A 15,213-nucleotide genomic window follows, 5' to 3' on the forward strand; every position below is an offset into this window, starting at 1 on the left:
CACTTACTTTTGAACAACTATGGCTTTCATATCAGTCATGTACTGACGTAAAGTTTTGCCAATGGTCTCTACCGGGTGCAGGCGAATTTCATCATTCACTGCCACTAATTCAGTATTGCTCACTGAGTGAGAGTCAACAGATAAACCGCTACCTATCTCTTCGTTACTCAGAGTTGGCATCAAGTGCTCTCGCAATAACGGAATAGCTTGATGGCAGAATAAGTAATTACCATACTCCGCTGTGTCAGAAATAGTAACGTTCATTTCGTACAAACGTTTACGTGCAATCGTATTCGCAATAAGTGGTGTTTCGTGCAGGGATTCATAATAAGCTGATTCTGGCAAAATGCCGGACTCAACCATGACTTCAAAAGCCAGCTCTACCCCTGCTTTGATCATTGCAACGACAAAGATGCCATTATCAAAGTACGCTTGCTCATCAAGAGGCTCATGGTTTGATGGTGCACGTTCAAACCCTGACTGCAGTGTTTCTTCACGCCAAGTCAGTAAGTTTCTATCGTTATTACTCCAGTCTTCCATCATAGTTTTAGAAAACTCACCAGTAATAATATCGTCCATGTGTTTTTCGAATAACGGACGTAGTAACCCTTTAATTTCATTTGCTAACTTGTGTGCTCTGAGTTTTGCTGGATTAGATAGGCGGTCCATCATGTGAGTAATGCCACCAATTTTCAGTGCTTCGGTGACTGTCTCTAAGCCTTGTTGTAAAAGCTCTGCGGCATATCCATGGTCGACGCCGTTTTCTGCCATTTTGTCAAAACCCAAAATTGCCGCTGTCTGTAACATGCCACATAAGATAGTTTGTTCACCCATTAAGTCGGACTTTACTTCAGCGACAAAAGACGACTCTAACACTCCAGCTCGGTCACCTCCTGTTGCAGAGGCTAATGCTTTCGCTTGGCTCAACCCCAAACCCTGCGGGTCATTTTCGGGATGAACAGCAATCAGAGTCGGAACCCCAAATCCACGTAAATATTCATTGCGAACTTCTGAACCCGGACACTTTGGCGCGCACATGATGACGGTGATGTCTTCACGAATTTGTTTGCCTTCTTCGACAATGTTAAAACCATGAGAGTAAGCCAGCGTCGCGCCTTGTTTCATCAAAGGCAAAACTGAATCCACTGCCGCTGTGTGCTGTTTGTCTGGCGTTAGGTTGTATACCAAGTCAGCACTTGGCACTAACTCTTCGACGGTACCGACGGTAAAGCCATTGCCCGCTGCGTTTTTGTATGACTGACGTTGCTCTTTGATGGCGGCGGGGCGCAATGCATAACTGACATCCAAGCCAGAATCTCGAAGGTTAAGACCTTGATTTAAGCCCTGTGCACCACAGCCGAGGATCACGATACTTCTGCCACTCAAGGCCTGACAGCCATCCGCGAATTCACTTCGATCCATAAAACGGCACTGGCCCAGTTGATTTAACTTGTCTTTAAAACTCAGTTGGTCGAAATAATTACTCACAGCGATTCTCACAGTCGAAAAAAAATGATGATTTGACTATAAAAACTTAACGTTATTTCGTAAATTGATATAAATGAAAGTATAGATTTCATATTTTGAAATAAATTAATAGTCATCGAGGCATCATGGATATTAAATCACTGCAGGTTTTTGTGGATTTGGCCAAAGAACTGCACTTTTCAAAAACGGCTAAACGTCACTACATGAGTGCTCCAACTTTAAGCCGAGTGGTTCAGCGGATGGAGGAAGAGCTCGATGCGTCGCTGTTTGAAAGAGATAATCGCAAAGTCAAACTGACACCCGAGGGCAAACTGTTTTTGGATTACGCCCACGAAGTTCTGCAAAGCTGGCAAGGACTGCAGCGCCAGCTCCATCCAGAACAAAACAATCTGACCGGTGAAATTCGGATTTTTTGTTCAGTGACGGCCTCGTATAATTTTTTGCCTAAGGTGATCACTGAGTTTCGCCACCAGCACCCAGCGGTGGATTTTCATATCACCACTGGCGCTGCTTCCGATGCCCTACCCATTTTGGAACGCGGTGATGCTGATGTGGTGATTGCTGCCACTCCCCCGAAGCTCGATAGTCACCTGAGTCACAAACCCCTTGGTGAAGTCCCGTTAAAAATCATTGTCCCAAAAGGTCAAAAGCACCAGTGGCGTAGTTTACCGCTAGTCATGCCAGACTTCGGTTTAGCCCAAACGCATCTCAACGATTGGCTCAAGCGAGTCGGTCACAACCCCGGAATCTATTCGACAGTTTCTGGTCATGAGGCACTAGTGAGCATGGTTGCGTTAGGCTGTGGATTGAGTATTGCGCCTGAGATCATCATTGAACAATCACCGGTCCGAGATAAGGTCGACATGCTCGACACCCTGGTACAGCCAGAGTCTTTTGTGGTGGGGATCTTCTGCAAAAAACGACAGCTAAAAAGTCCTTTGCTCGATGCCTTTTGGAAAAATAATCAATAAAAAATTCTTGCATGTTTCAGAATTAGTGTGCTAGCTCTAAATAAGGGGCGTCACTGATGAAAACAAAAACATCCACAACGACGTCCAGGTTATTACACGGGAAAATGCGATTTTGAAACAAACGACAATACATTCAAAAGTTGGTGCTAGAGATAACTCTATCACCCTAAAAAACCTGACAATTTTTACTTTACTGCTGCGCTTATTGGTTCGGTAGATCGGGTTTATTCGCATAAAAATTACGCGCAAAGCCCGGTCCCTAGACCGGGCTTTTTAGTTTATGGCGTTTGGTTTTATAGCGTTTGGTTATCAAATTAAGACAAATAGGAATCGACGATGGACACACACACCGAAAAACTCGAAGGTACACCTCAAGACCGAGTGATCATATTCGACACTACCCTCAGAGATGGTGAACAAGCGCTGCGTGCCAGTTTGTCCCGCCGAGCCAAACTCGAACTCGCTCATGCCATTGCTCGTCTCAATGTCGACGTGATGGAAGTCGGCTTTCCTGTGTCTTCTCCAGAAGACTTTATGTCTGTTCAGGAAATCGCTAATCAGGTCCGTGGCCCACGTATTTGTGGTCTCGCTCGAGCGGTCGAAAATGACATCATTCAATGTGCAAATGCACTTAAAAGTGCCGAACAGTCACGAATTCACACTTTTATTGCAACATCACCGATTCACCTAAAACACAAATTAAGAATGAGCTTAGAGCAAGCAAAAACATCCGCGATTGGCTCGATAAAGCTCGCCAGACAATACTGTGATGATGTGGAATTTTCGTGTGAAGATGCCGCAAGAACACCTATAGATGATCTTTGTTTTATGGTTGATGCGGCCATTGAAGCTGGCGCTAGGACAATAAATTTGCCCGACACTGTTGGTTACACAACCCCCCAAGAATACGCCTTCATGATTGAGCAATTGCGAAACCGTGTGCCAAACATCAACAAAGCTATTTTGAGTGTGCATTGCCATAACGACCTTGGTCTTGCCGTCGCAAACAGTATGGCTGCGATTCAAGCAGGTGCTCGGCAAATTGAGTGCACCGTCAACGGTATTGGCGAGCGAGCCGGAAATTGCTCTTTGGAAGAAGTCGCCATGATCATCAACACTCGCAAAGACTTATACAACCTAAGTTCTGGCATCAAAACACAAGAAATCGTCCGTACCAGTCATCAAGTGGCGCAAATTTGTAATATGCCTGTCCAGGCCAACAAAGCCATTGTCGGTGACAATGCTTTCGCACACAGCTCAGGAATTCACCAAGACGGTGTGCTAAAAGCAGAAAACACCTACGAGATCATCAAACCTTCACAGGTCGGTATCAAGGCCAACGAGCTCAACTTAACTTCACGATCAGGTCGTCATGTCATTGCTCATCGTCTGACAACATTGGGTTACTCAGAGCAAGAATATGACTTAGATCAGTTTTACCAACAGTTTTTGAATTTGGCTGACAAAAAAGGCGCCGTCTATGACTATGACTTAGAAGCCTTGATGTACAACAATTTACTAGAACAAGCTGATGATCATTACCAATTGAGCTTTTTAAATACGACAACAACGACCAATCAAGTTTCATCGGCCACGGTGGCGTTAAGAATGGGTGATCAAAGTACCTCAGAAGCCGCTACCGGTAACGGCCCCGTAGAAGCCACCTACAAAGCTATTAATCGAATCACTAACACCCCGCTAAATCTTGTGCAGTATCAATTATCCGCAAAAGGTGAAGGTGAGTCTGCCATCGGTCAAGTGGATATCGTCGTCGAGTCCGCTGGTCAACGCTATCACGGTGCCGGATTGGCGACCGATATCGTCGAAGCCTCTGCCAAAGCGTATATCAACGTACTTAACTTGTTGCACAGAGCCGAACAAATAGAACAAGCCAAACAACAAAATGTAAAACCTACCCAAACAAGTCACCAAGGAGTGAGTCATGAAGCCTAATTACAAAATAGCCGTTTTGGCGGGTGATGGTATTGGTCCTGAGGTCATGGCCGCTTGCCTTGAGGTACTCGATGCCTGCCAACAACGTTTTGATTTTCAATTAGAGTATCAGCATGGTGATGTCGGGGGTTGTGCTATCGATAATACCGGTAGCCCTTTACCCAAACAAACCTTAGAAATATGCCAACAAGCACACGCAATTTTGTTTGGTTCTGTCGGCGGCCCTAAATGGGAGCATTTACCACCAGATCAACAACCCGAGCGAGGTTCCTTACTGCCCCTGCGCAAACATTTTGGTTTGTTTTGTAATATGCGCCCTGCTCGTCTTGTCCCTTCGTTACAATGCGCCTGTCCATTGCGTGCAGACATCGCCGCCAAAGGGTTTGACATTGTGGTTATACGCGAACTTACCGGTGGGATTTATTTTGGTGAAAAAGGCCGAGCAACTCACGCAGACAATATGGAAGAAGCCTTTGATGAGCAACGTTATAACCAAGCGGAAATAGCTCGAATAGCCCGAATCGCATTCGAAACAGCACGAGCCAGAGGTAACAAACGCAAAGTTACCTCTGTCGACAAAGCGAACGTACTAATGACTAGTATGTTGTGGCGAGAAACAGTCAACGCAATCAGTAAAGACTACCCTGACATCGAACTTGAGCATATTTATATCGACAACGCGACTATGCAACTTATCAAAGATCCTAGTCAGTTTGATGTGCTTTTATGTGACAACTTGTTTGGCGATATCCTCTCTGACGAGTGCGCTATGATCACAGGCTCTATGGGCCTGCTACCATCGGCGAGTTTAAACGAAAAACAATTCGGTCTTTACGAGCCCGCCGGAGGAAGTGCCCCGGATATAGCAGGTAAAAACATCGCTAACCCTATTGCTCAGGTCCTCTCTGCAGCCATGATGTTGAGGTACAGCCTCAATCAAAACGAAGCCGCAGATGCTATCGAACTCGCTGTCAATAAAGTCATAGCAAAGGGCCAAGTTACCGCGGATTTGGCTTCAAATAAGATTGAAAATAGCAGCCCCCTAAGTACCTCACAAGTCGGCACTGCTATCGCTCAAGCCATTTTAGCTACTGCCGGAAAATCTGAATATGTCGAGCAGCACAATCAAAACATAAAAATGGCGAATAGCTAAGGCCTGGAGGAATAAGTGATGCCGCAAACATTAATTGAAAAACTATGGCAACAACACAAAGTTACCGCCTTAAATGCAACAACAGACTTACTCTTTATCGACCGACATCTAGTCCATGAAGTGACCTCACCACAAGCATTTTCTGGATTGAGAGCCGCCAATCGCAAAGTTCGTCATCCAGAGCGTACTATCGCTACGATGGACCACAATGTTTCAACCCGTGTTCGTTCATTTGATGCCGCCTCTAAGGTAGCTCAAACCCAACTTTCGGCGTTGGCGCAAAATTGCGAGGAGTTTGGCATTGAGCTTTTTGATCTCAATCACGATCGCCAAGGCATTGTTCATGTCGTCGGCCCAGAACAAGGACTCACTCTTCCAGGTCATACGATCGTTTGTGGCGATTCACACACTTCGACCCATGGCGCGTTTGGCGCACTGGCTTTTGGCATTGGCACCTCAGAAGTAGAACATGTTTTGGCAACCCAAACATTACCTCAGAAAAAACCGAAAACCATGAAAGTTGAAGTCAAAGGCCATACTCATCCTGCCGTGACGGCCAAAGACATTGCCCTTGCCATCATAGGTAAAGTGGGCACTGCCGGTGGCACTGGCCATGTTATTGAATACACAGGAGAGGCCATTACCGCGTTATCCATGGAAGGACGTATGACCTTGTGTAACATGAGTATTGAAATGGGTGCCAAAGCCGGCCTTGTTGCCCCAGATGAGGAGACCTTTAATTACCTAAAAAACCGCCCTTACTCGCCAAGAGGCGCCGACTGGCAAGACGCCTTGACCTTTTGGCGAACTCTAAAATCAGATAAGGATGCCCAATTTGATACCTTAGTCGAGCTAAACGGTGCTGATATAAAACCTATGTCAACATGGGGTACGTCGCCAGAGCAAGTTATTGCCATTGACCAAAACATTCCAGACCCTAACCAAGAAGACAACTTGGTCAAGGCGGATGCCATGCGAGCCGCACTCAATTATATGGGGCTCAAGGCAGGCCAGGCACTTTCTGACATCGAGATTGATGTGGTTTTCATTGGTTCTTGTACCAACAGTCGAATTGAAGATTTACGCTCTGCGGCGAGTGTATTACAAGGCAAACATGTAGCAACTGGCGTTCAAGCATTGATAGTGCCAGGCTCAATGCCAGTAAAACAACAAGCCGAGGCAGAAGGCTTAGACCAAATATTCATTGCGGCAGGATGTGAGTGGCGTGAGCCAGGTTGCTCTATGTGTCTTGCTATGAACGATGACCGTTTGGGGTCAGGACAGCGTTGCGCCTCAACCTCTAATCGAAACTTCGAGGGCCGCCAAGGTCAAGGTGGGCGTACTCATTTAGTCTCGCCACTAATGGCTGCACACGCCGCAATTACTGGCAAGCTTGCTCTTGCTACAACTCAACCTAATCAATAGAGAGCCTAATATGTCTGATTATTTTCATTCTGGTCTATTTCACACTGGTTTAGTAGCCCCGCTTGATAAAGCAAATGTCGATACCGACCAGATCATTCCAAAACAATTCTTAACCTCAGTGTCTCGAGATGGATTCGGCGAAGCATTATTTTATGACTGGCGTTATCTAAAAGATGGCTCTGCTAATCCCGAGTTTATTCTTAATCGCCCAGAATATACCGGTGCTTCCGTATTGGTGAGCCAAGATAACTTTGGTTGTGGCTCAAGTCGCGAACACGCCCCTTGGGCGCTCAAACAATATGGATTCGAAGTGATTGTGGCACCGAGTTTTGCTGATATCTTTTTTGGCAATTGTGTAAACAACCAAATACTAGCCATCACTTTGGCACCCGAGCACATAAATCAATTAATCCTATTGGCCACTGAATTTGCCCCTGCTCATGTTCATGTCGATATGAACAGCAATCAGCTTATTTGCCAGCCTAAAGGACAAAAACAACAATCTTGGCCGTTTGTACTGTCCGCCGATGTCAAAGCTCGGTTATTAGCCGGACTCGACTTTATTGACGTGACTTTGCAACACGTTTCAGAGATAGAAGCTTTTGAGCGTCGACGAGTATCCACTCAGCCTTGGCTGTAATCAGACTTGTAAATCATATGGTAGCGTTCGGTAGTGAGTTAATTTATGCTAAACAAATCAATCATGGCACAACTCGTCGAACCTACTATGTATGGCAGTCAGTTAAAAAACTTTTATATCCCAGAGCAGCAGTCGATTTATTTATTATCGACCAACGACTCTAAAAAACTGCGCCAATGGATAGGGATCTGTCAAAAACAACTCAACAAGTTAGGCTACGACAAAGTGGAGCTATTAGGTTCAGGTGCCTATGGTTTTGCCTTTAAAGGTGAAGACGCCTTTGGCCGTCACAAAGTCTTTAAGTTTTCTAGAATTACCCTACCTGCTTCAGTAAGAGAGCGCCTTCGAGAAGAAGCGGAAATGATGAGTTATCTGTCACACCCATTAATTCCAACTTTTCACCATTATGTTGTCAATCGCTCACAGGGTATTATTGAGATGGATCGTGGAGTTGGAATCGACTTAGAGCAATACTCCCTGCGTCACGGCAAACTCACTCCACGACAAATTATCGACATAGCAGCTCAGCTCGCTGATATCTTAAAATACTTGCGAACAATTCGAATCGGCTCGAATGCGCGACCCATTGTCCATGGCGATATCAAACCTTCTAATTTGACCTTTTATGACGCCAATAACGAAATCTCATTAATCGATTGGGGCTCATCAGTCTTTGCTCAGGTAGACTGCAATGGCGAACCAACCCAAGACAATATCATGGACTTACTGTCTAATGATTTACAGTCATCAAATAGCCGACTTGGTGATGTTTATTTTATCGGGCCAGAACAAATGGCCGGCGATGTATCATCCCCCCGATTTGACGAGCAAGGCGTCGCCAGCACCTTGTATGCGCTAGCCTCAAATCAAGGTAGCCGATATGGTAGCCAAGTTATTCCGGCACGCAGCTTGGGTTTACCACGAGAGTTTGCCGAAGTATTGGACAACATGCTCGACCCGGATCCAAAAATTCGAGCCAAAGCTGGTGATTACTTTATAAAAAATATGTCAACGATGCGAAGCTTATACTTACCTGACATTCCTATGCCACAGGCAAAAGCATTGTTACCCATCCATTTTGCTCCTACTCCTAAAGATATAGACACGGTTGTTTATAGCTCCCGAAAATCTTTTTTGATGGAAGACCTCGATCCTTCTCATGTGGCCGATATCAAAGACGTACAACTCGAGCATTATTACAAAAACTACCTAGCTGGCATGGGTGAAAATGAAAAAGCGTTTCTTGCTGCTGTGAGTCGGCTTGGCAAATTTCCGGTCGTTGGAGGTTTGGTTATTAAATGGGGCGAGCAGTCGGTTTCTATCGACAGTAGTTTGAGTGTGTTTGACAAAAGTCTCGAAAAGTCGTTCAGTGAAGTCGTTGATAACTTAGTTTATTTAGCAAGAGCAATCCAACGAAATGGTATTTTTAAAGCGTGTCTGTTTGATGCAAAACGAACAATTCACTTAGACAGAAAAGACCCAAACCAACAGTTTTGGCCCAAGCCTGACACTCGATTAGCCTACGAAAAAGCTAAGATATCCTCGACCGTTGAAAAGCCCGAGCGCATGCACTCCTACTTCGAGGATGGTCAAGATCCCGATGAGCTTTTGACGTTGCCGGATTCAATCATTGATGATTTAGAACGGCTTAATGTCATCCACCACACAGGTTGTATTATTTTTGAAGTATTTGAAACCCATATGAAAATACACAACTACTACAAGCTGCTGGACTTAAAACAAGAAGCTGAGTTTGTCGCTATTCTGGAAAGTATTATCCAAAAAGTACCGCTTATTTCTGGTCTGGGCGTCTCTGGATTCATGAAGCTTCCGTATCGCGACACAAAGACCTTCTCTTCGTTCGAAGGTCTTTATACCCAGTATTACCCCAAAAACCCCAAACAATACCTGACCTCTTTAGAGTTGAGCGATTAACGGATTGTTTCTTTGATGACGTCTGCAAGTTGCTCTACTCGACCTGGCTGAAAAAACGCTGAGTGTGAGGTTTCGATTTGAATTTCACGCTTTTGTCCCTGTAAAACTTTTCGCCACCCACCTAACAGCCAGCCGTGTATGAGTTTATAGGCTGATGACTTTATCAAAACAGCATCGCCCGAATAGCTGTTCAACTCGTAGTTGCGCATGGCTTTAACTTGCATTAACAGGCCGTGATCTTGAATGGCACTTAAAAACCTCGATCCGGCAACGCGCTGAGCCGGTACATGCCAGTTAGACACTAATCGTGAGAGTCGCTTCCAACACCAAGTAATTGGTCGAGGTAGTTTCATTAAAATCGTATCAACGATAAATAAATGGCCAACATCAATTCCTTTTGCCTGAAGCGATTGAGCAAGCTCTAAGGCGACTAATCCACCCACAGAAAAGCCCGCTAGATAAACTTGCTTTTCTCCTCGCTCGATAATTTTATCGGCGTACAAACTCGCTAACTCTTCGATACTAATATCATCCACATTACCTGGCGGCTGTAGCATATGGATATCGGCACTGCCTCTTAAACACTGAGCTAACGCTTGAAAACGAATTAAATCGCCATTGCCAGAAGCCGCAATGTACAAACTTTTTTGACGAGTGGTGTCTCCTAAACTGACCAGTAACTCTGGTAAATTCAACTGACTGTTAATCACCTGCGCCAAACCTGCAATGGTAGGGTGCGATACCAGTTGGTGAAGTGACAGTCTCTGACCTACATATTGTTCGAGTTCGTTGAGACAAATAACGGCAGACAATGAATCACCGCCGGCTTCAAAAAAATGGCTATTTACATTAAGCTCTTTTGCTTCGATATGCTTTGACCAAATTTCAAAGATTTTGTTTTCCAGTGGACCAATTGGCTCTCTTGATTCATTAACACCCTGGTTCACCACAATTTCAGGTAACGCTTGATAGTCAACTTTAGCGCTGTGAGTAACTGGTAAAGCACTAACTCTCAACAATCGCTCCGGCACCATATAATCTGGTAACCGAGCCATTAACTCTGCTCTTATTGTCGCTTCTGACAATTCAGCTTCGCTCTCATACCATGCACTCAAATATGGTTTTGCCGTATTGCTTGATATTTTAACCGCGGCGAGTTCCACTCCATCGAGAGACATCAGCGCATTCTCAATTTCGGTTAGTTCTATGCGATATCCACGTAGTTTGACTTGTCTGTCTATTCGACCGACAAAATGTAATACGCCATCACAATCTAACCAGCCATTATCACCTGTGCGATAGGCATTTACTTGCTTTCCAGAGGGTAACGTTAACTCAATAAACCTAGCCCGAGTTTCTGCTTCTTTAGCTAAATAACCATCGGCAAGACCCGCTCCGGCAATCAATACTTCACCGACGACGCCATAAGGCTGAAGATTTTTCTGGGCATTGATTATGTATATTTTGGTGCCAAACAGTGGACGCCCCACCGGCATCGAAGTCGATTCCATTCTGCTGGGGTGAACCTGCCAGGCTGTACAGAAAATAGTTGCTTCAGTCGGCCCATAAACGTTGTAGAGGTTAGTGTTGGTCGCCTTAATGAATTTTTGAGCAATTTCGTACGACAAAATTTCACCACCACAACAACAAACTCTCAGTGGTAGTATTTGATTAGGTTCTAAGCCATCAATGAACCTTCTGAGGGTTGAAGGTACAAATGCCATTAAGGTCGCCCCAAACTCTACAATAAATGAAGGCAGCCACTCTGGTAGTAATCGCCCTGGAGGAGGAAAAGCAACACTGCCCCCCGCGTACAAAGGTGCTAATAATTCAACCAAGGATGGATCAAAATTTACCTGTGTCGCTTGTAAACTGCGATCCGAGGCTGTTAATCCCCACGCTTCGGCAATCCAATTTAACCTTGATAACAGTGCCTGATGACCCACACTCACGCCCTTAGGTTCACCAGTAGAACCTGAGGTAAACAACACATAAGCAGGTACATTTTTATAGGTTCGATACGTATCCAAGCGACTTAACTCTGCTTTAGTCGCCATTAAAGCCGGCAAATCTACAACGACCATCTCAGGTTGAATATCACTGTAGCGCAGGACGTTTTCTTCATTGACCAAAACGAGCTTAGGGGCCGCCTGAGTTACTATGTTATCGACTCGACTGACAGGCCAGTCTAAATCAACGGGAATAAATGTCGCACCAATGAATGCCGTTGCTAAAATACTTACAACGACTTCTGGTCCCCTGTGTAACGCAAGAACAAGATGGTCGCCTTGTTTTGCGCCCATCTTTTCGAGCAGACTGGCAAGGTTGACCGCCGCGTTGATCATTTCTTGATAAGTCAATTGCTGTTCGCGAGTAATGAGTGCTGTGCTCTTTGGAGTAACCTTGGCGTGGCTCAACACAAAGTCGACAAAACTGACAAACCGTTCTTGTTGCTTAAGGACTTGAGGCACTTGTGACAACTGCTGTGACTCAGAGGGGGTGCATAGGTTAACCTTGCTAAGCTCTGCCTCTTCAAGGCAAAATTGCTTCAATAAATAAACCAGTCTTGCACCGATTAAGTCAGCCTCTTGTTCGGAAAAAAAGCGCTCCGAGCATTCAATCACCATTTCTGTATCTTTAGCGTCTACAAAATCACATAAAGAAATGGCCATGGGGTAACGGCTGTAGTGAGAAAAAGTTTGTTTTGTATCACTCAGTGAAGCATCACCAAATAAACTAGAAAACTCAAAAACCTCAAACGAAAATATCACATCGAATAGACGATCACGTCCTTTGTTCACTGCTTTCAAGCGCTTGAACTGCTCACTCAAAGGCATTTTTGCATATCGGTAACTTGTCACCAGTTCAGCCTTTACCTGAGTGACTAAATCTTTAAATGAGCCCGATATCGGCCGCTTAATAGTAATAGGTAACACCCCAACAAACATACCTAATGTCTGCTTATACTTATTACCAGAGCGATTGAGAGCCGGAATACCAATAGTGACCTCTTCCACCGACAAACTTTCAAACAAATACACAGCTAACGAAGCCATATAGACGTGAAATGGCGTGGCTTCCCATTGTTTGGCCCTAACCATAATCGCGTCGCGTATTTCATCATGGACATGGTGATAATTAATGAAAGCCGAGGACAAAGTGTGATCTTGACTGCCTTTGCTCGGATAGCGCTCCATAAATAACGCTTCCCCTAATTCGGGAAACTTATTTTTCCAAAAGGTTTCGTCACGCTTGAAGGTCTTAGACGCTTTGTAGGAAATTGAGTCCTCGATAAACCGCTCATAATTAATACTTGATGGAACACAGTTATTATTACCATCACAAATTCGGCGGTAACATTCGGCCCACTTTTGTGGTGCAATGGATAAACTCCAACCATCCATGATCATATGCGAAGACTGGATCACCAAATAGTGGAACGTATCAGACACTTTCAATAGCCCGTATCGAATTGGCGGTGCATTTTTATTGATAAATGGCTGCTGCATCCAACTTTCTTGCCATTCTTTGGCTCTGGAGTGAGGGTCGGACTCTAAAGAAAAATCGACAACATTCAGCTCAGCTTCAAAGGAAGGTAATAATATTTGATCGCCTTTAATTGAAGGGACCAGGCGTAGAGCATCATTCTCGGCAACCAACAATTGCAAGGCCGCTCTCATTATCTCTTCACTCAGCTGGCCTTGTAATTTAGAAAAACCGCCTATGTTTAAGTGTGTCGAGTCTCCCCACGCCAACCACTCGGCCCAGATTTCCTTTTGGGGTAATGAATAGGGTAAGCGCTGCATCTATTGGTGTACTTGTTCTTTAAGTCTGTCTATTTCGGCCAGAGCAAATTGATATCCCGCCTCAATGATGGACTCTGCTTTTTTGTAATCCATCATTTTGAAGTTGGAAAGGGGAACCTCTAAATATATGTCAGCACTGCGTTTGGTATAGTCTCTTTGCGACAAACCTCCAACGTGAGCCACTTGCATTAATATGTCTACAATTCCCGGTAAGGTGTCAGTGGTTTTAGAAAAATGTGATTTTACCTTTTGCCACGGTGATATTTCATCGAGCTGCTCGTTAACCGCAAATCGCCCTTTTACATCTACATCTACCGCGATAACCAAACCATTACCGCGACGACGCTCAAGCGGTGTGCTGAGCTTTTGACGCATGGCTGCAACAGGCACATTTTCTAAAATGGCGCCATCGACTAACAAGTTTCCATCAACCACGACGGGAGGTAGAAGACCAGCTGGCGAATTAGATGCTAAAACAGCTCGCCACAAAGGCCCTGAGTCAATCACCTTAGTATCGGCATCTGATAAATTACACGCAGTGGCAAAAAATGGCGTCCATAAGTTTTGAACCAGCGTATCACCCAAGGCATCTTGAAACGCGCCTGCCAGTTTAGAATTGGACATTAAAGAAACAACAGGAACGGTTAGTTTCATGCCCTTTTTTGAATGTTTTAAAATCTCTTGGTGAATTATCTCTCGAGGGATACCTGCAACATAGCTGGCACCTATCAGGGCACCCATACTATTCCCGCCGATAATATCAACAGGTATATTTGATTCTTCGAACGCTCGCAATACACCTAAGTGTGCAAATCCGCGAGCACCACCGCCGCCGAGTACAAGTCCCACGGCTTTTTCAAGAATAAATCGCGCAAGCCTTTCGTAATCACGAATTTCTCTGTGTTTAATTGGATAAACACGTTCTGCGTTGCGCTCTTGATTCCAGGCCACACGATCTCCACACAGGTGAATATCGGTCTGATAAACGAGAACAAGATGACGGCGAATCAACGGAAAGTTTTCATGATTGGCGAGGGTTTTCTCTGCCTCTGAAAGCGCCATCTCTTCCATGCCATCAGCTAATAAAACTAATTGATCAGCATGTTCAAAAAAGGCTCTTTGGACATCCGAAAGGGTGCCATCACCTATGATGATCAAAAAGTCATTGCTTCGCTCTTTTTCATCTAACAATTTACCGAGCTGAAATACGGTATCGAAGTCTTGTTCAGAGATTATTTCGGTTTTACCCTCTCTGCCCATGGCAAGCTTGAGTTGGTCCGCAAATTGTTGAGTGTCTATGCTTTGGTGTATAGGAAGAAGATACAGTGACTGAGCGCGACGACGGCGACCAATGTGACGCTCGTGACGTAACTCTCTGTAAATAGCGGCCGAAAAGGCACGGTTAATTTCGACTGGGTAGCGCTTTACCAACTCTTCATATTGACTGTAATCAAGAATTGCAACGATTGAATCTCGAGTTGCCGATAAGTCTGCGGTCCGCTTTTTATGTAAGATCATGTTAGTTTCGCCAACACAATCACCAGGCAACACTTCGTTATACATGAGTTTGTTGCCATCTTTATCGGTGCGATGGACCCGTAAGCGACCAGACACTAACAAAAACAAAGAATCCGCTGGATCCCCTTCTCGTAAGAACGTATCCCCGCCTTTTAATTCGACGAGTCGCATGCTTTTTGCAAGCTCAATAAGTAGCTCCGGACTTAATTCCTTAAAGTCGTCGCTCGCTTGTAACAGTTCAAACAGTTCATTTGTCGAAACCGTCATAGTCTGAATACCACCTTTTCATCCTAATGATCTCATATCATCATGGCAGATTAGATT

At 44.8% G+C, this 15,213-nt stretch carries 9 protein-coding genes; 6 read left to right on the forward strand and 3 right to left on the reverse strand.

Annotated features, from left to right (window positions below):
* Positions 1 to 3: 3 nt before the first annotated feature.
* Positions 4 to 1,488, reverse strand: a complete 1,485-nt coding sequence (ilvC, locus tag J1N51_RS06415; RefSeq protein ID WP_208833103.1) for a ketol-acid reductoisomerase — start codon at positions 1,486 to 1,488, stop codon at positions 4 to 6.
* A 158-nt stretch (positions 1,489 to 1,646) separates the two neighbouring features.
* Between ilvC and ilvY the strand changes: the two genes are divergently transcribed.
* The 6 genes from ilvY to J1N51_RS06445 all read left to right on the forward strand — a co-directional run bounded on the left by ilvY (position 1,647) and on the right by J1N51_RS06445 (position 9,565).
* Positions 1,647 to 2,459: an HTH-type transcriptional activator IlvY gene (gene ilvY, locus J1N51_RS06420; RefSeq protein ID WP_208833104.1), complete on the forward strand. Its 813-nt coding sequence runs from the start codon at positions 1,647 to 1,649 to the stop codon at positions 2,457 to 2,459.
* 336 nt (positions 2,460 to 2,795) lie between these two features.
* Positions 2,796 to 4,412, forward strand: coding sequence for a 2-isopropylmalate synthase (leuA, locus tag J1N51_RS06425; protein WP_208833105.1), 1,617 nt, complete (start codon positions 2,796 to 2,798; stop codon positions 4,410 to 4,412).
* Entirely contained in the window at positions 4,402 to 5,565 is a 1,164-nt protein-coding gene (gene leuB / locus J1N51_RS06430; protein ID WP_208833106.1) for a 3-isopropylmalate dehydrogenase, read from the forward strand. The genes leuA and leuB overlap by 11 nt, the downstream gene beginning before the upstream one ends.
* An 18-nt stretch (positions 5,566 to 5,583) precedes the next feature.
* Positions 5,584 to 6,990: a 3-isopropylmalate dehydratase large subunit gene (leuC, locus tag J1N51_RS06435; protein ID WP_208833107.1), complete on the forward strand. Its 1,407-nt coding sequence runs from the start codon at positions 5,584 to 5,586 to the stop codon at positions 6,988 to 6,990.
* Positions 6,991 to 7,000: 10 nt separating this feature from the next.
* Positions 7,001 to 7,630: a 3-isopropylmalate dehydratase small subunit gene (leuD, locus tag J1N51_RS06440; protein ID WP_208833108.1), complete on the forward strand. Its 630-nt coding sequence runs from the start codon at positions 7,001 to 7,003 to the stop codon at positions 7,628 to 7,630.
* A 45-nt stretch (positions 7,631 to 7,675) separates the two neighbouring features.
* Positions 7,676 to 9,565 carry a protein kinase domain-containing protein gene (locus J1N51_RS06445; protein ID WP_232842878.1) on the forward strand — a complete coding sequence of 630 codons (1,890 nt, stop codon included), beginning with the start codon at positions 7,676 to 7,678 and terminating at the stop codon, positions 9,563 to 9,565.
* On the opposite strand, the gene J1N51_RS06450 is transcribed toward J1N51_RS06445, so the two are convergent.
* On the reverse strand, positions 9,562 to 13,371 hold the full coding sequence (locus J1N51_RS06450) for a non-ribosomal peptide synthetase (RefSeq protein WP_208833109.1): 3,810 nt from the start codon (positions 13,369 to 13,371) through the stop codon (positions 9,562 to 9,564). The genes J1N51_RS06445 and J1N51_RS06450 overlap by 4 nt on opposite strands.
* The gene (locus J1N51_RS06455; protein WP_208833110.1) at positions 13,372 to 15,156 is read right to left on the reverse strand and encodes a patatin-like phospholipase family protein; all 1,785 of its coding nucleotides are present in this window, start codon (positions 15,154 to 15,156) and stop codon (positions 13,372 to 13,374) included.
* Positions 15,157 to 15,213: the final 57 nt, after the last annotated feature.

It is taken from the genome of Psychrosphaera ytuae (genome assembly GCF_017638545.1).
In the GTDB taxonomy this organism is placed as follows: Bacteria; Pseudomonadota; Gammaproteobacteria; order Enterobacterales; family Alteromonadaceae; genus Psychrosphaera; species Psychrosphaera ytuae.